Origin of the sequence: Flammeovirga aprica JL-4, assembly GCF_012844305.1 — a bacterium.
Lineage (GTDB): Bacteria > Bacteroidota > Bacteroidia > Cytophagales > Flammeovirgaceae > Flammeovirga > Flammeovirga aprica.
This window is the reverse complement of record NZ_JABANE010000021.1, coordinates 56,460-73,674: the sequence shown is the minus strand read 5'-3', so window position 1 is coordinate 73,674 and position 17,215 is coordinate 56,460. Positions and strand designations below refer to the sequence as shown.

General features: G+C 35.1%; 13 protein-coding genes. 12 read left to right on the top strand and 1 reads right to left on the bottom strand.

All coding sequences use genetic code 11. From position 1 onward, the window contains the following. Positions 1 to 90: 90 nt before the first annotated feature. From argC to argH, 6 genes are all read left to right on the top strand, one after another. Positions 91 to 1,080: an N-acetyl-gamma-glutamyl-phosphate reductase gene (gene argC / locus HHU12_RS09870; RefSeq protein WP_062615290.1), complete on the top strand. Its 990-nt coding sequence runs from the start codon at positions 91 to 93 to the stop codon at positions 1,078 to 1,080. Positions 1,081 to 1,110: 30 nt separating this feature from the next. Further along, entirely contained in the window at positions 1,111 to 2,250 is a 1,140-nt protein-coding gene (locus HHU12_RS09865) for an aspartate aminotransferase family protein (RefSeq protein WP_169656576.1), read from the top strand. Between the two features lie 68 nt (positions 2,251 to 2,318). After that, complete coding sequence (locus tag HHU12_RS09860; protein ID WP_169656575.1) at positions 2,319 to 3,269, top strand: N-acetylornithine carbamoyltransferase; 951 nt, start codon at positions 2,319 to 2,321, stop codon at positions 3,267 to 3,269. A 102-nt stretch (positions 3,270 to 3,371) separates the two neighbouring features. Continuing rightward, entirely contained in the window at positions 3,372 to 4,151 is a 780-nt protein-coding gene (gene argB, locus HHU12_RS09855; RefSeq protein ID WP_169656574.1) for an acetylglutamate kinase, read from the top strand. Positions 4,152 to 4,272: 121 nt separating this feature from the next. Beyond that, positions 4,273 to 5,355, top strand: coding sequence for a M20 family metallo-hydrolase (locus HHU12_RS09850; RefSeq protein WP_169656573.1), 1,083 nt, complete (start codon positions 4,273 to 4,275; stop codon positions 5,353 to 5,355). A gap of 81 nt (positions 5,356 to 5,436) precedes the next feature. Further along, a complete protein-coding gene (argH, locus tag HHU12_RS09845) occupies positions 5,437 to 6,723 on the top strand; it encodes an argininosuccinate lyase (protein WP_169656572.1) in 1,287 nt (428 codons plus the stop codon). Positions 6,724 to 6,794: 71 nt separating this feature from the next. On the opposite strand, the gene HHU12_RS09840 is transcribed toward argH, so the two are convergent. Continuing rightward, positions 6,795 to 7,844 (bottom strand): toxin-antitoxin system YwqK family antitoxin, encoded by a 1,050-nt coding sequence (locus HHU12_RS09840; RefSeq protein ID WP_169656571.1) that lies wholly within the window; start codon positions 7,842 to 7,844, stop codon positions 6,795 to 6,797. A 346-nt stretch (positions 7,845 to 8,190) separates the two neighbouring features. On the opposite strand from HHU12_RS09840, the gene HHU12_RS09835 reads away from it, so the two are divergent. The 6 genes from HHU12_RS09835 (at position 8,191) to HHU12_RS09810 (ending at position 17,192) form a co-directional block, all read left to right on the top strand. After that, positions 8,191 to 8,799, top strand: a complete 609-nt coding sequence (locus HHU12_RS09835; protein ID WP_169656570.1) for a DUF3244 domain-containing protein — start codon at positions 8,191 to 8,193, stop codon at positions 8,797 to 8,799. A 420-nt stretch (positions 8,800 to 9,219) separates the two neighbouring features. Further along, complete coding sequence (locus HHU12_RS09830) at positions 9,220 to 9,828, top strand: hypothetical protein (RefSeq protein ID WP_169656569.1); 609 nt, start codon at positions 9,220 to 9,222, stop codon at positions 9,826 to 9,828. A 181-nt stretch (positions 9,829 to 10,009) separates the two neighbouring features. Beyond that, positions 10,010 to 10,903, top strand: a complete 894-nt coding sequence (locus HHU12_RS09825; RefSeq protein ID WP_169656568.1) for a S66 peptidase family protein — start codon at positions 10,010 to 10,012, stop codon at positions 10,901 to 10,903. A gap of 300 nt (positions 10,904 to 11,203) precedes the next feature. Next, complete coding sequence (locus tag HHU12_RS09820) at positions 11,204 to 11,827, top strand: DsbA family protein (protein ID WP_169656567.1); 624 nt, start codon at positions 11,204 to 11,206, stop codon at positions 11,825 to 11,827. Positions 11,828 to 12,548: 721 nt separating this feature from the next. After that, on the top strand, positions 12,549 to 15,560 hold the full coding sequence (locus HHU12_RS09815) for a SusC/RagA family TonB-linked outer membrane protein (protein WP_169656566.1): 3,012 nt from the start codon (positions 12,549 to 12,551) through the stop codon (positions 15,558 to 15,560). Positions 15,561 to 15,584: 24 nt separating this feature from the next. Continuing rightward, complete coding sequence (locus HHU12_RS09810; RefSeq protein WP_169656565.1) at positions 15,585 to 17,192, top strand: RagB/SusD family nutrient uptake outer membrane protein; 1,608 nt, start codon at positions 15,585 to 15,587, stop codon at positions 17,190 to 17,192. The last annotated feature ends 23 nt before the right edge of the window (positions 17,193 to 17,215 follow it).

Sequence of the window (17,215 nt, the reverse complement as noted above, 5' to 3'; positions counted from 1 at the left end):
TTCTGCATCCTTTTTTAAATCAATTTAGTTTATCAGGACTACAGAAATTAGACAACAATACAAACTCACAAATATTAAAAACATAAGAAGATGAAAGTTGGAATTATAGGTGGAGCCGGAATGACTGGCGGCGAATTACTAAGAGTATTAATTAATCATCCTGAAGTAGAAATTGATTATGTACATAGCCGTAGTCAAGTAGGAAAACCTTTGTATGCTCAACACAAAGACTTGTTTGGTGAAACAGAATTAGAGTTTACTGGTGAGGTAAAAGATTCAGAAGTGATCTTCTTATGTTTAGGGCATGGTGAGTCTGTTAAGTTTTTAGAAGAAAATACATTTGCTCCTGAAACGATTATTATCGACTTAAGTCAAGATTTTAGATTAGGAGAAGGAATCGTTGAAAATAGATCAATGCAATTAGGTGACCGTGAGTTTATCTATGGTTTACCTGAATTAAATAAAGAAGCAATCCAATCTGCAAAGAATATTGCAAACCCTGGTTGTTTTGCTACTGCTATTCAAATTGCATTATTACCATTGGCTTCAGCTCAAAAACTGAATGATGAGGTGCATATCAGTGCAATTACAGGTTCTACAGGTGCAGGTGTGAAATTAATGGCAAGTACTGCTTTTACTTGGAGAACGAGTAATATTTCGCATTACAAAGCATTTAATCATCAACACTTATTGGAAATTGGTCAGTCTTTAAATCAATTACAAGATGGATTTAATCACAAAATCAATTTCATCCCTTACAGAGGTAATTTCACAAGAGGAATTTTAGCTTCATGCTACTTGAAATCAGATCTTTCTCAAGAAGAGGCAGTGAAGTTATTCAAAGATTATTATGCTGATGCGGCATTTACACATGTCATTGACGGTCCGTTGGATTTGAAGCAAGTAGTCAATACTAACCGTGGATTTATCAGTGTTGAAAAGCATGACGATACATTATTAGTCACTTCAGCAATTGATAACTTATTAAAAGGTGCAGTAGGACAAGCGGTTCAAAACATGAACTTAATCTTCGGATTAGATGAAAAGCTTGGTTTGAACCTTAAGCCAATGGCATTTTAATCTCACTTTTCACATTCAACGTTTCGAAAAATGGCAAATTTATTTGATGTATATCCTCTTTTTGACATTGAGCCTGTTAAAGGTGAAGATGTTTGGATCTATGATAAAGAGGGACAGAAATATTTAGATTTATATGGTGGTCACGCGGTAATTTCTATCGGTCATACCCACCCTTATTATAAAGAAAAACTAAGTACTCAATTAGAAAACTTAGTTTTTTACTCGAACAGTATTCAGAATCCATTACAAAAGGAATTGGCTTCTAAGCTAGGTGAAGCTTCATGCTATCACGATTGGAACCTTTTCTTATGTAACTCTGGAGCTGAGGCGAATGAAAATGCTTTCAAATTAGCATCATTCTACAACAAGAAAACGAAGATTATTTCATTTTCAAAAGGTTTTCACGGAAGAACTTCTTTAGCCGTTGCTACAACTGACAACAAGAATATTGTAGCTCCAGTGAATGCAGTGCACGATACTTTGATTTTACCTTTCAATGATGTAGACGCTTTAAAACAAGCATTTGCTGAAAATGAAATCTGTGCGGTAATCGTAGAAGGTATTCAAGGAATTGGTGGTATCTATGAGCCAACTGAAGAATTTATGCAAGCGATCAGAACATTGTGTGATGAGCAGGATGCTGTATTTATTGCAGATGAAATTCAGTCGGGTTATGGTAGAAGCGGTCGTTTCTTTGCTCACCAATGGTATGATGTAGTTCCAGATGTTGTGACAATGGCAAAGGGTATGGGGAATGGTTTCCCAATCGGCGGTGTTTTCATTGCTCCAAAATTTGAAGCTTCATTCGGAATGTTGGGAACAACTTTCGGAGGAAACCACTTAGCATGTGCGGCAGGTATTGCTGTATTAGATGTGTTGGAAGGAGAGAACTTGATTGAAAAATCAGTTGAAGTGGGAGAGTGGATTGTAGAGCAATTGAAGCAGAACCCAGCCATTAAAGAAATCAGAGGAAAAGGTTTGATGTTGGGTATTGAGCTGAATGATGCTGTAGCACCTTTAAGAAAGGAAATTTTGATGAAACATAAGATTTTCACTGGTGCATCATCGAATAAAAATACAATCAGATTGTTACCTCCATTAACATTGACAAAAGAGCAAGCACAATTATTTGTTGATGCTTTCAATGATGTAACAAAAGAAATAGCATAAAAAAAGTAAGTGTAAGGGCATTGTATTACAATGTCCTTATTACAGCAATCAAAGACATAGAATTAGAAATGGAAAAGTTTTTATCAGTAAACGATGTTCAGGACTTAAATGAAATCGTAAAAAGTGCATTGTCAATTAAAGCCAATCCTGAAGCTTATGGTGATGTAGGAAAAAACAAAATGTTAGGATTACTTTTTTTCAATCCTAGTTTAAGAACAAGACTTAGTACTCAACGTGCCGCACGCCACTTAGGAATGGACGTGATGGTAATGAATATAGATAAAGACGGTTGGAAAATCGAAACGGAAGACGGTGTGATCATGGATGGTGACAAAGCAGAGCATTTAAAGGATGCAGCAGCGGTTATCAGTCAGTATTGTGATATTATTGGTGTTCGTTCGTTTCCAAACCTTCAAGATAAAGAAGAGGATTATGCAGATGGTATCATGAAAGACTTTGTAAAGTACGCTCATGTGCCGATCGTAAGTTTAGAATCTGCAACAAGACACCCACTTCAATCTTTAGCTGATTTGGTGACAATTCGTGAGAATTCAGATAAGCCAAAGAAGAAAGTAGTATTGACTTGGGCACCTCACCCAAGAGCATTGCCTCAAGCAGTTCCAAACTCTTTTGCAGAGTGGATGAATGCTGCTGATGATGTTGAATTGGTCATCACTGCTCCTGAAGGATATGAATTAGATCCTGAATTTGTAGGTGAAGCTACTTTTACAACAGATCAAGATGAAGCATTAAAAGATGCTGATTTTGTTTATGCTAAAAACTGGTCTTCTACAACTGAGTATGGTAAGGTAGTTTGTAAAGACAATTCTTGGCAAGTGACGGAAGAAAAAATGGCATTGACCAACAATGGTAAGTTTATGCACTGTCTTCCAATCAGAAGAAATGTAGTGGCTTCAGATGGTGTATTGGATAGTGATAATTCTCTGATCATTGAAGAAGCAAACAACAGAACTTTTGCAGCAGCAGCAGTTTTAAAAGCTATTCTTGAAACAGAATAACTAGTATTACTTTTGAGACAAGGTAAAATAAATGTCTCACATCCCACATATATAATAACAAGGGACGTAGCAATGCTATGTCCCTGTTTTGAAAATACAAAAATGAAAATATCAGTAATCAAAGTAGGAGGAAATGTGATCAACGATGAGGTGGCATTATCCTTTTTTTTAGAACAATTTTCTCAGCTAGAAGGAGCAAAAGTTTTGGTGCACGGTGGAGGTAAATTAGCCACAGCTATGGCACAACGTTTAGGTATTGAACCTAAAATGGTGGATGGAAGACGTATTACAGATGCTGATACTTTAGAAGTGGTGACAATGGTATATGGAGGTTTAGTCAACAAGAGAATTGTAGCTCAACTTCAAGCAAAAGGTACGAATGCCATTGGATTGACAGGTGCTGATGCTAATATCATTGAAGCGGACAAAAGAACGGGATGGGAAATTGACTTTGGTTTTGTGGGTGATGTTCGAAAAGCAAATGCAGGCCCAATTGCCAATTTAGCAAAAGAGGGGATCACGCCAGTAATTGCACCTTTGACACACGATAAGAAAGGGCAGTTATTAAATACAAATGCAGATACAATGGCTCAAGCAGTTGCAGTGGCTTTAGGTCAGGCAGGTCATGAAGTATCTTTAAGGTATTGCTTTGAGAAGGCGGGTGTATTATTGGATATCAATGATGATAATTCATTAGTAGAAGAGTTGGATCCTCAGAAATTTGAGCAGTTCAAAGCGGAAGGGGTAGTAGCAGATGGTATGTTGCCAAAACTTAAAAATGCTTTTGATGCAATTGAAGCTTCTGTAAAAGAAGTATGGCTAGGAAAAGTTGAAGGTTTATTAGCCAATACTCCAAAAGGGACGAAGATTATTGGAGAGTAATTTAATGTAGATTACTTTTAATCTGATTGTTTTCATAATTTACATTAAAAGCAATCAGATTTTGTATAAAACAAGAAATCTGAATTCCATATTTACGTTTTTAGCTGAAAAATAAATAAAGATGAAACATCAGGAATTAGTAGAGAAAGCCATTGAGCTTTTAAAGCAAATGATAGCCACAGAATCTTTAAGTAGAGAGGAAGATGACGTAGCGGAAATAGTGGCTCGTTTTTTTATTGAAAACAACATTGAGATTCATCAATATAAAAATAACCTATGGGCTAAAAATGTTCATTTTGATCCCTCAAAAGAGACTATTCTTTTAAATTCTCATATAGATACTGTAAAACCAAATAAGGATTGGACAAGAGATCCTTTTGCTCCTACCGTAGAAGATGGAGTATTGTATGGTTTGGGAAGTAATGATGCAGGCGGACCTTTAGTAAGTTTGATTGCTACATTTCTTTATTTTAATGAAAAAGAAAACCTTCCTTACAACCTAGTGATTTGTGCTTCTGCTGAAGAAGAAATTTCAGGAAGAGAAGGTATTGCAGATGTATGGGATCAATTACCGAAAATTGATTTTGCAATTGTAGGTGAACCTACTCAAATGCAATTGGCTGTTGCTGAAAAAGGGTTGATGGTATTGGATTGTGTAGCTGAAGGAGAATCAGGGCACGCTGCAAGAAATGAAGGAGTAAATGCCATCTACAATGCGATGAAAGATATTGAGTGGTTTAGAAATTATCATTTCCCTAAAGAATCAAAAACACTAGGCCCAATCAAAATGTCGGTTACTTGCATTGAGGCAGGGACACAGCATAACGTAGTGCCTTCAGAATGTAAGTTTGTGGTGGATGTACGTACCACAGATGCTTATTCTAATGTGGAAACGTTGGAACATATCCGAGAGCATGTGAGTTGTAAAGTGACTCCTCGTTCGACAAGATTAAATCCTTCTGGAGCACCATTAAATCATCCTGTAGTAAAAGCAGGAATGCAATATCAGAAAGAAACGTATGGTTCTCCTACGCTATCAGATCAAGCTTTAATGCCGATTCCTAGTTTAAAATTAGGACCTGGTGATTCAGCAAGGTCACATACTGCTAATGAGTATATTTTATTGGACGAAATAGCAGACGGAATTAATGATTATATTCGCATCCTAGAAGGTGCATTTATCATGACCCCGTTAAACCCGTAGGGGTAGACCTATGTGTCTACCCGCAATCATTGGTATGTTCCCTTTAATAAATTAGAAATAAAAAAATAAAAATAGATAGAGATGAAACTTTGGCAGAAGTCTACCTATACTGTAAATGAAAAAGTGGATAAATTTACAGTAGGTAAAGATAGAGAATTGGATATTTTACTGGCTCCTTATGATGTAAAAGGATCGATGGCTCATGCTACAATGTTGGCGGAGGTAGGATTACTGACAGAAGAAGATAGAGACATCTTATTAAAAGGACTTCAGGAAATCTACGAGGAAATTGAGAAAGGTAATTTTGTGATTGAGGATGGCGTAGAAGATGTTCACTCTCAAGTGGAAATGTTACTGACACAACGATATGGTGATGTTGGTAAAAGATTACACTCAGGTAGATCAAGAAATGACCAAGTTTTATTAGATCTTAAATTGTATCTAAGAGATGCATTGAAGGAAGTAGCGAACAATACAAAGGCATTATTTGATACATTAATTGAGAAATCAGAAGAGTTCAAGGATTACTTAATGCCAGGTTATACGCACATGCAAGTGGCAATGCCTTCTTCTTTTGGTCTTTGGCTAGGCGCTTATGCTGAGTCATTGGTAGATGATATGGTGATGCTGAAAGCAGCTTATGATATCACAGATAGAAACCCACTAGGTTCAGCGGCAGGGTATGGTTCTTCTTTCCCATTGAACAGAACAAAAACAACAGAGTTGATGGAATTCCAATCGATGGCTGTCAATGTAGTTTATGCTCAAATGGGTAGAGGAAAAACGGAATACCATGTAGCGAATGCGATGGCTTCAGTAGCGGCAACAGTAGCGAAACTATCAATGGACGGTTGTATGTACGCAGGTGGTAACTTTGGTTTTATCAAATTCCCTAATGAGTTCACAACAGGATCGAGTATTATGCCTCATAAGAAAAACCCTGATGTATTGGAATTGACAAGAGCGAAGTGTAACCAAATAACATCATTGCCTACACAAATCATGTCTATCTTAAGTAATCTTCCAGTGGGTTACCATAGAGATTTACAACAGATCAAGGAAATCTTACTTCCAGCTATTGAGATGTTGAATGACTGCTTGGAGATGACGAAGTTGATGTTCGAAAAAATGGAGCCAACTAAAGACCTTTTAGAAGCACCTATCTATGATTACTTATTCTCTGTGGAGGAAGTAAATAAATTGGTTCTTCAAGGTATTCCTTTCAGAGAAGCTTATGTTATCGTTGGAGAAGGAATTGAAAAAGGAGAATACAATCCTGAGAGAACAGTCAATCACAACCATGAAGGTAGTATTGGCAACTTGGGTAATGATATTATTAAGAAGAGAATGGAAGAGACTTATTTCTAATTCCTGTCTTTAATACAAATACTAGGCCTTGCGTTTCTTATTTATTAGTTCAGAGATGCAAGGCTTTTTTGTCAATACTCATCATTGGAATACAGCTCTACAGGAAACACATAATTTGTAAAAACACTCTGTCCTCTCTCCACAGCAGGTACCCAATTTTTCAGTTCTATTAAAGTATTTTTAGCTGCATTATTAATACTAGGCAATTGAGGGTTAGTAAACTGAATATTGCTTATCGTGCCATCCAGATGAATATCGAAAGTCATAAAAAGCTTTTCTGCATAAGTATAACTGTTATTGAAAATGCCTTTCGTAAGGTATTTGGCTTGGAACCTGTTGTAGAATTTCTTGTAGAACTTTCTGAACCCCATTTCAGGGTAAGCGTCAATTTTTAAAATAGTATACTCATATTTTCGTCCTTCTCTATCCCAGCTAGTACCGCTGATCAGCGAGTCCAGTTCATAGGTTTCTTCATAAAACTTCTGACCGTTATCATAAATACCAATCCATTTACCATTTTTTTGTCCAGCCAGAAGACTGCCTTCTTCCGAATACTGATTTTTACTGTTATGTATTTTTAAAGTACCAGTTTGTTTTTCAAGAGTTTGTTTACCTGAAATATCCCAAGCGTCTTCATAAATCCTTCTTGAGAATTGTTCATCTTGGGTGTAAACATCAAAATAAGTACTTTCAAGCTGTCCATTTTCATAATACCTTTTCCAGGTCCCTTTTTTGGAGCCATTACTAAATTCGCCTTCTTCCTTTACATTGCCATTACTGAAGTAGATTTTCCAGAAACCATCCTTTTTGCCTTTCGTAAATTGTCCTTCCTCCTTTACTGTCCCATCAGGGTGAAAAGCATTATATGTACCAAATTGTTTACTTTTGATAGAAGAGCCCTCTGTTAAAAACCGTTTTGAAAGGTGTCCGTCAAGATCGTATAAGCTGTGCTGATAATATCCATCTTCATTCACTTCCGCAAATTCATGTTCACTGTAATATTTTTTCTCTTTGGAAGAAGCAGGCACTTCCGTGAGGCCTTCATTAAAATAAACTCTTTTTTGTGCTTGAGCATAGAAAGAGGTTATTATAAGAAAGAAGATTAAACACTGATATTTCATTAGTTTGATAATTAGACGTTTTACTATCACAAATTGACATTGATAAGATAAGTAATGTTTTGTATTTACCTATGACTTTTACTCTTTAAATGATAATCCTTCTAAAAAGTCCACATTGTTAACTACCGCCTTTCACTGAATCGTATAAATTTTATGTCATTTTATTCAAATAGTTAAATTTAATATTTTTAAAATACAATAAAATAAGAGTTTGTTTTACAATTAATGTAATAAAAAATACTTTTTTTTACGAAAACTGTAATTTCGCAGGAAGTTGCTCAAACCCAAGCTCTATCTTAGCATTAAGAACTTTAGAACTGAAACATTATTTAAACTTTCGCTAAATATGAATAAATTAACGAAACTAGCGTGTACTCTTGTACTTTCAATCTTTGCATTTTCTGCTGTTGCAAACGATTTATCTTATTCAATCACAGCTAAAAAATCAGTAGTTTCTATTCATTTTTCCAATCTTTTAGGAACAGATAAAGCGGTAAAAGTCCAAGTAGTTGACGACGAAGGAAACGAATTCCTTGAACAAGATTTTACAATAAACTCAAGTAAAACCGAAAATGTAGATTTAGAAGTCTTAGAAAAAGGAGTTTATACCTTTAAAATGACATTTGAAGACAAAGTGGTAAGAAGAGAGTTTAGACTTTCAAAATCAAAAAGAGTTTCATTGCGTGATTATTCTATGCAGTCCATAAACAGAGGAATTGTAGTTAGAATGCAGGGAAATATTATGAAAGTAGAAACAACAAGTCAGCTTAAAGAAGATGTGAACCTGCTTTTCAAATCTTATACTGGCGGTGAAGAGCTTTTATATAAAGTGTCTTTCTTTTCAGGAGAAAATGCTATTACTAATATCGATCTAAGACCTTTAGGTGTAAGTCAATTTATATTAAATGTTGTTGAAAATAATGTGACTTACACTGATGAGATTACAATGTTTTAATGAACCGCCCCTACTTAATTGCTCTAGAAGGCTGATTCTGTTTTTGGAGTCGGCCTTTGTTTTTATAAAAATAAAATCAGAGGAATGAGGCTCAATTGAGATGAAAGTATCCCATGTTCATATTTTATTTGGTTAAGCAACAAAATGTACTTTTCCCTCTACTTAGAGAGTTTTTCGAAACCAAAAAGCAAAATGTGACCATTAATGTTTAGTTGTTGAATAAGTGTTAATATTACATCATTGAATAGTACATTTTTTATCTTTATAAAATGAAAAAACAAGTGTTTGTATTACATTTGTGCTTGATGTTAGTATATTATTTTGTGTTAATGTTAATTTATAGTATTTGTTATTGAATTCTATTTATATATTTGCGAACCAAAATTTAAATAATGAACATTCATCTAACTAATACTAAATATGAATAAATCAACAATGCTACTCATTGCACTTATACTAAATATTCTTTCATTCACAGCTTCCGCGAACACACTGTCTTATTCAATTTCTGTAAAAAAATCTACTGTTATTGTCAATTTTTCAGCTGTAACTCAAGGAGAAAAAGTTGTGAAAGTTGAAGTCTTAGATGATGAAGGCAATGAATATAAGGAAGTCAATTTTGTTGTCACAACGGATAAAGTGGAAAAGATTGATTTATCATCACTTGAAAAAGGTTTTTATACCTTTAGAATGTCTTTTGAAGATAAGGTTATCAATAGAGAGTTTAAACTTTCAAAATCCAAAAGAATTTCAATGAGGGATTATACTATGAGATCTAGTAATAGAGGTATAATAGTTAGTTTTCAAGGAAATATAATAAAAGTTGAAACGACGAATCTCTTAACCGAAAATGTCAGTGTGGTATTCCGCTCTGATGATGGATTAGATGATCTTCTCTATAAAGCTTCATTTATTCCAGGAGAGAATTCTATTACAAATATTGATTTAAGGAATTTAGAAGTAAGTCAATTTATATTGGATGTTGAAGCAAATAATGTGACTTATTCAGAAAAAATTACAATGTTTTAATAAACTCAACACACTTTTATTACTCAAGAAGGCTGATTCTATTTTTAGGGTCAGCCTTTGTTTTTATAAAGATAAAATAAGATATAATCAGAAGAATAAAGCCTAATTGTGATGAATGTAAACCGTAATGATTATTTTTATTTGATGCAAAATAGATATCTGGGTACATAATCATAATACGATGACTTTAAAAAGAGGAGATAAAGTGGCTGTAGTTGCGAGTTCTGGTAAAGTAGATATAGAAGCAACATTACAAGGAATTGAAATATTAAGGGAATGGGGATTGATAGTACCCAATGATCAGGAATGGGCGGCAGAATGGGGAAGCCTCGCAGGGGCAGACAGCAGAAGAATAGGTAAGTTGCAGCATGCACTAGATGATCCAGAAATTAAGGCAATATTTATGGCAAGGGGAGGATATGGCCTTACAAGAATTATAGATAGAGTAGACTGGGCCAGATTTATTGATCATCCAAAATTAATCATAGGCTTTTCTGACGTGACTGCTTTGCATACCTGTATCAATAACCTCGGTTTTCCTTCCATACATGCGCCAATGGTGGGGCAATTTTCAAAAAAAGAATTAGAAGTGAGTTTAAGCCAGCTGAAGGGCCTGCTTTTTTATGAAGAGTTTCCATGTATAAAGGGAGAAGTCAATGAAAAATTCAGTGATCAGGTGATTGAAGGGGAAATAGTAGGAGGGAATTTATGTTTGTTGTCCGATCAGATTGGTACTTATTCTGAATTGAATACGGAAGGTAAGATTTTATTTATAGAAGAGATTGGAGAGAAGCCATACCAAATTGACCGCTATCTGACACATCTTCAAAGAAGTGGTGCCTTTAAGGGGGTGAAAGCTATACTTATGGGACAGTTTTCAGATGTACCTGATGAAGAAGAACCTTATTTTCCATTAAGCATCAATAGAATGGTCAAGGAAAAAGTAGATGTGCCTGTGATCACAGAAATTTCTGCTGGTCATGATTTTCCCAATACACCTATTAAACTAGGAGGGAAGTATAAAATAAAATGTATTGGAGATAAAGCATTAATAGAAGTGGCCGAAAATATATAATGTTCAGTAAAGACTATTTTATTGAACAAAATAAAGTTTCTGAAAAGAAGTCAGTTGTAATACGTAAAAATCACTCTGTTTAATATTATATTTAAAAAGGTTAAACAAGTGCCATTACTTATGGTTTGTTTTGACTTTATACATATATAAGGTATCAAAATAAGCAAAAGCATTAGCAAAATATTTATTCAAAAAATAAAGGTAATTAACCCATATTTTTTAGTAGTTCACTTCACTATGAGGTGAACTATTTTTTTATCCTAAGAAAATGATCAATATTTGTTCAAACAAAAAAATAATATGAAACTAATATATGTAATGGACCCTCAGTGTGGGTGGTGTTATGGCAATAGTGAAAGCATACAAAAAGTGTATGATGCTTATAAAGATGAAATTCAATTTGAATTTTTAGTTGGAGGAATGTGGGTTGGCGAACAAGCACCTAAAGGAGGGAAAGAGACTTATCAGTTTATGAAACAGCATTCGCCAGTAATGGAACAAAAAACGGGTGCTTTGGTCAGTACAGAGTTTTACGAGTTATCACAAGATACTTCATATACATTTTCAAGTTTTGAACCAGCATTGGCGATAACTTGGGTAAAAAAGAATGCTCCAGAAAAAACATTGGCTTTTATATCGGAACTCCAAAAAGCACAGTTTTATTTCGGGCAGCGTTTTGATGACTTCAAAACTTATTTAGCATTGCTTCAGAAGTTAGATATAGACGCAAAACCTTTCATGGATTCATGGGGTTCAGAAGAAGATCAGAATGCTACCATTGCTGAAATCAATCAAGCGAGGTTCTTAGCCAATGGTTTTCCTTCCTTATTAATAGATAAAGGAGATGGAGAAGCTGTAGAATTAGCAGCAGGTTATTTTGATGGTGATGAGATGGTGGATAAAGTTTACGGTTACACCCTTTAAATTCAAAATTGACATACACTTTTAAAACTTAGAAAAGTCATATTTTTATTTTAATCTCCCATGAAAGGTTTATTTCAAACTCTTTTGTGGGAGATTTTCTGCTTTATAACCCTAAGGTTCTATTAATCTTCATTTTTTAGCAACCGGTTTAGTAATTTCAGGTTTCGTTTTTAAAAATAATTAACGTTTGATTTTATAAATAATATATAAAAATTGTACTATTAATGTTAAGATAAGTCCTTTGTTTTAAGTTAAAATTAAAAACGAAGCAACCGTTTGATTATCATATTTTAAAACTAATAGTAAGATAATTTAATAAATAGTTGGTGAAAATAACTTTTGCACATTATTGTCGTGTTAAAATTAAGATATCTCTTTATAATAAATTAATCATAAAGTAAAATATAAAGTGTTTACCTTGCACTTGTAAATTTGAAAATGAGAATGAGATGAAAAAGCAATTAAGAAAAATTTGTTAAACCTAATGATCTTAAATTTTAAGTACGACGTCAGAAATTATTGATCATTAATTCTTAAATTATTCTTTGTAAGTACAATGCTAAACAAGAATTGGAATTAGTATTAAATAATTTTGTCATAGTACTATTAATCAAACTTGATTTTTTTTAGAGCTTGTTGTGGAGATAATTTATTGTTCCTTACAAGCCCAAAACAGTATTTTTAGAAAGAGAAAAAGCGACCTAATTTTAACCTAGTAATTATGAATGAAAATTTACATTTTTCATGCAAACATTTAGTTTGTACCCTCCTCTGTATACTCTTTACTTTAGGAGGTAACATTGTTTCCGCACAGGAAAAATCAATTAAAGGTACCGTTGTAGATGAAAATGGTGCCCCTCTTCCAGGTGTTGCCGTAGTTGTTAAAGGTACAACACATGGTACTACCACTAATTTTGATGGGGAATACATTTTAAACCTTTCATCAGATAACGTTACTTTATCGTTTAGTTATATTGGTTATTTGACTAAAGACTTTTTAGTTGGATCAGAAATGAGGATTGATGTTCCCATGGAAGTAGACGCTGAACAACTTGAAGAAGTATTAGTTATTGGTTACGGTAGTACTACCAAGAAAGATGCTACAGGTTCCGTAGAAGCAGTGACAGCAGACGGATTTAACAAGGGGGCAATTAACTCGCCTCAAGGTTTACTTCAAGGTAAAGTAGCCGGTGTACAAATTACCACAGGTGGTGGTGCTCCAGGTTCTGGATCGACTATCCGTATTCGTGGAGGTTCATCTCTTATTGCATCAAATGATCCTCTAATTGTAATTGACGGTGTACCAGTAGATTCAGATGGTATTTCAGGTATGAGAAACCCATTGAACGCCATCAACCCTGCTGATATCGAGTCAATGACAGTATTGAAAGATGCCTCTGCAACAGCGATTTACGGTTCAAGAGCATCAAATGGTGTAATCATCATTACGACAAAGAAAGGTTCTACAAATGAGTCATCAATCAATGTAAATTACAATGGTTCAGTTTCAGTAAATACATTAAACAACCAAGTTGATGTATTATCAGCGGATCAATATAGAGATATTATGTCAGGTAGACCTGGTGAGCATTTATTAGGATCTGCAAATACAAACTGGCAAAACGAAGTATTCCAAAACTCAGTTTCTACTGACCATAACGTAGGTGTGTCAGGTAACGTGAAAGGATGGTTGCCTTACCGTGCATCAGCGGGTTATACTATGGATAATGGTACTTTAAAAGGATCTTCAATGGATCGTACTACATTAAACTTAAATCTTTCTCCTAAGTTTTTAGATGACCACTTATCAGTAAATGCATCCATCAAAGGTATGTTTGTCAACAACAAATTTGGTAATGATGGTGCAATTGGTAGTGCTGTATCATATGATCCTACTCAGCCTATATATGATAGCCGATTCCCTCACTATGGCGGATACCACACTTGGACAACTACTGACGATCCATTATCAGGTAGATCAGTGAACGCTCCATCTAACCCGATGGCGATGATTAATCAAAACTCAAATACTTCAAATGTAAACAGAAGTATTGGTAACGCTCAAATTGATTACAAAATTCATGGTTTTGAAGATCTAGTATTAAAGGTAAATGCTGGTTATGATTACTCATCAGCTAAAGGTGGTGTTTATGAAGGAATTGAAACTTCTTGGAACGAAAACAATGCTCCTTCAGGAATAGAAGAAAAAGGTGGTTTTGTTTCTGATTACACTCAAGAGAAAAGAAATGAAGTATTAGATTTATTTGCGCAATACAACAAAGAAATCGGTAAACATAGATTTGATGTAATGGGTGGTTATTCTTGGCAGCATTTCCTACAAGAAGGTACTACTGTTGAGCAAAACGGTTACGGTTATGAAATGAAAAACCAACCTTGGGCAACAGAATACTACTTAATGTCATTCTTTGGTAGAGCAAACTATACTTTCAATAATAAGTATATGGCTACAGTTACTGTTCGTCAAGACGGTACATCACGTTTTTCTCCTCAAAACAGATGGGGTACTTTCCCTTCATTAGCATTAGCTTGGAAAATCAAGGAAGAGCCTTGGATGCAATCAGTGAACTTCGTTTCTGATTTGAAATTAAGAGCAGGTGTTGGTGTAACAGGTCAGCAAAACATTGGTGCAGGTGATTACCCTTACATGAACACATATACAAGAGGTGACGAATATTCAAGATATGGTTTCTATAACCCAAGTACTGGTCAGTGGGAGTATTTCAACACAATCCGTCCAGAAGGTTATGATGAAAACATTAAATGGGAACAAACAACGACTTACAACATTGGTTTAGATTACGGTTTATTCAACGATCGATTAACAGGTTCAGCTGAAGTTTATTACAGATTGACAGATGACTTGTTGAACTATATTCCGGTTCCTGGTGGATCTAACTTGACAAACATGTTGTTGACTAACGTTGGTTCAATGGAGAACAAAGGTGTTGAATTATCATTGAATGCTAAGATCATCCAGAGACAAGACTTCCACTGGGACTTTGGTGTGAACATGACTTGGAATGACTCTAAAATCACAAAATTAACTACAGTTGATGACCCAAGTTATGAAGGTGTGAAAGTAGGTGGTATTGCTGGTGGTACTGGTGAAACAATCCAAATTCACAGAGTAGGTTACACGCCTTATTCATTCCTAGTATATGAGCAAATCTATGATGATAATGGCAAGCCGATCGAAGGTGCTTATGTTGATAGAAACGGTGATGGTAAAATCGATGAGCAAGATAAATATATCGCTGGTGATCCAATGGCTAACTTATTCTTTGGTTTCACAACTCGTTTAATGTACAAGAATTGGGAGTTCAGCATGGCAGGTCGTGCTCAGTTTGGTGCTCAAGTTTACAACAACGTTGACTCTAACAACTCTGCTTACGATCAATTATATGTATCAGCAAACAATAATACGAACAACGTGACGACTGATATCTATAATACAGGGTTCCAATCAAGACAATTGCACTCAGATTACTATATCCAAAGTGCTAATTTCCTGAGAATTGATAATATCATGGTTGGGTATAACTTCAACAATTTCTTAAAAGGGAAGGCTAATTTAAGAGTATTTGGTACAGTCAATAACCCAGTTATTTTCACTAACTACAAAGGAGTGGATCCAGAAATTTCAGGTGGTATTGATAATAATATGTACCCAAGACCTACTACATACATGTTAGGTTTCAACGTGAACTTTTAATAACCGATTAAATAAGAGACGAAGATGAACTTAAATTCATTAAAAAAATATATAGCGCCGGCATTAGTTGTTGCAACTACTACTTTTACTTCATGTTTGCACCAGCTTGATACTACGCCAATTGATCCAAATGTAGATACTGTAGATAAAGTTTATCGTACAGTAGCGGATTACAATCAAGGTTTAGCAAAGCTTTACGCAGGTTATGCAATTACTGGTCAGCAAGGACCTGATGGTAACGGTGACCTTGGCGGTATTGACGAAGGTGCCTCTCAATATTTACGTAGATATTGGGAAGCACAAGAGTTGCCAACTGATGAGGCAATCAACTGTTGGGGTGACCCAGGTCAACCTGAAATGTCTACAATGTCTTGGACGGCCGCTAACACACTGAATGAAGCTTTGTATTACAGAGTTATCTATCAGATTTCATTAGCCAATCAGTTTATCAGAGATTGCGAGGCTTCAGATTTTGATTTATCTAGTCAGATTGCAGAAGCACGCTTCTTAAGAGCGTATTCTTACTGGCATGCTTTAGACTTGTATGGTAATGGTGTTCCAAAAATCACGGAAGAAAACACTGTAGGAAAAGAACTTCCTTTACCATGGGGTAAACAAGGTGGAAGAGAATTATTTGATTATATCACAGCAGAACTTGAGTCGATTATTGATGCTTCTTCAGAAGAGCAATTAGTAGATATTGGTGAAAGTATGTTTGGGCAAGCCAATAAAGGTGTAGCCTATATGTTACTTGGGAAAGTGTTCTTGAATGCTGAAGTATATATTGGTGAGGCGCATTTGAGCGAAGCGAAGAAATATACAGACTTAGTAGTCAATAACTACACGCTTTCAGGTTCTCATAAAAATGCTGTTTCAGCTTATCAGTCGTTATTTGTAATGGATAACTATGAAGAGCACAAAGAGATTATTTTCTCTATCAACTATTTCGGTGACCAAACACGTACTTGGGGTGGCATGACTTACATTATCAATGCAGCAACAGGTGGTGATATGGACAGAGATATGATGGGTGCTCCAGGATGGGGTGGTAACAGATCAATGACTTCATTGCTTAATGTTTTTGAGGGTAAGACTGATGACAGAGCATTGTTCTTTATTCATAAAGACGACCAAGGTAACGAAACAACTGATATTGTTGATTTCATGCAATTTACTCAAGGTGTGCAAGTGACGAAGTTTAGAAATGTAGACTCTAAAGGTGCTCCAGGTCATGCTACTTATGCAGAGACAAACTATCCTGTTTTCCGTGTGGCAGATGCCATTTTGATGCAGACTGAAATTGAGTGGAGAATGAACGGATTTGCAAGTAATAATAATATTAGAACGCTTTGGGAAAGAGCTGGCCGTTCAACAGAGTCAGTGCCAGAAGTTAATGCTGAAACGATCTTAAATGAGAGAGCGAGAGAATTATACTGGGAAGGTCACAGACGTCAGGACTTAAGAAGATTCAACACTTTTACAAGAGGTTCTGTAGTACAAACTTGGCCTTACAAAGGAAGCCAAATTGCTCCAGAAGGTTTGACGAATGTATCTGAGACATTTGAAGTGTATCCAATTCCTTCTTCAGAAATTGGTGCCAATCCTAATTTAATTCAAAACAAAGGTTACTAGAAAACGATGCAGTTGTACAACTA

Coding starts and splice junctions, on each gene's coding strand:
- argC (WP_062615290.1), top strand. CDS start 91: ATGAAAGTTGGAATTATAGGTGGAGCCGGAATGACTGGCGGCGAATTA.
- HHU12_RS09865 (WP_169656576.1), top strand. CDS start 1,111: ATGGCAAATTTATTTGATGTATATCCTCTTTTTGACATTGAGCCTGTT.
- HHU12_RS09860 (WP_169656575.1), top strand. CDS start 2,319: ATGGAAAAGTTTTTATCAGTAAACGATGTTCAGGACTTAAATGAAATC.
- argB (WP_169656574.1), top strand. CDS start 3,372: ATGAAAATATCAGTAATCAAAGTAGGAGGAAATGTGATCAACGATGAG.
- HHU12_RS09850 (WP_169656573.1), top strand. CDS start 4,273: ATGAAACATCAGGAATTAGTAGAGAAAGCCATTGAGCTTTTAAAGCAA.
- argH (WP_169656572.1), top strand. CDS start 5,437: ATGAAACTTTGGCAGAAGTCTACCTATACTGTAAATGAAAAAGTGGAT.
- HHU12_RS09840 (WP_169656571.1), bottom strand. CDS start 7,844: ATGAAATATCAGTGTTTAATCTTCTTTCTTATAATAACCTCTTTCTAT.
- HHU12_RS09835 (WP_169656570.1), top strand. CDS start 8,191: ATGAATAAATTAACGAAACTAGCGTGTACTCTTGTACTTTCAATCTTT.
- HHU12_RS09830 (WP_169656569.1), top strand. CDS start 9,220: ATGAATAAATCAACAATGCTACTCATTGCACTTATACTAAATATTCTT.
- HHU12_RS09825 (WP_169656568.1), top strand. CDS start 10,010: ATGACTTTAAAAAGAGGAGATAAAGTGGCTGTAGTTGCGAGTTCTGGT.
- HHU12_RS09820 (WP_169656567.1), top strand. CDS start 11,204: ATGAAACTAATATATGTAATGGACCCTCAGTGTGGGTGGTGTTATGGC.
- HHU12_RS09815 (WP_169656566.1), top strand. CDS start 12,549: ATGAATGAAAATTTACATTTTTCATGCAAACATTTAGTTTGTACCCTC.
- HHU12_RS09810 (WP_169656565.1), top strand. CDS start 15,585: ATGAACTTAAATTCATTAAAAAAATATATAGCGCCGGCATTAGTTGTT.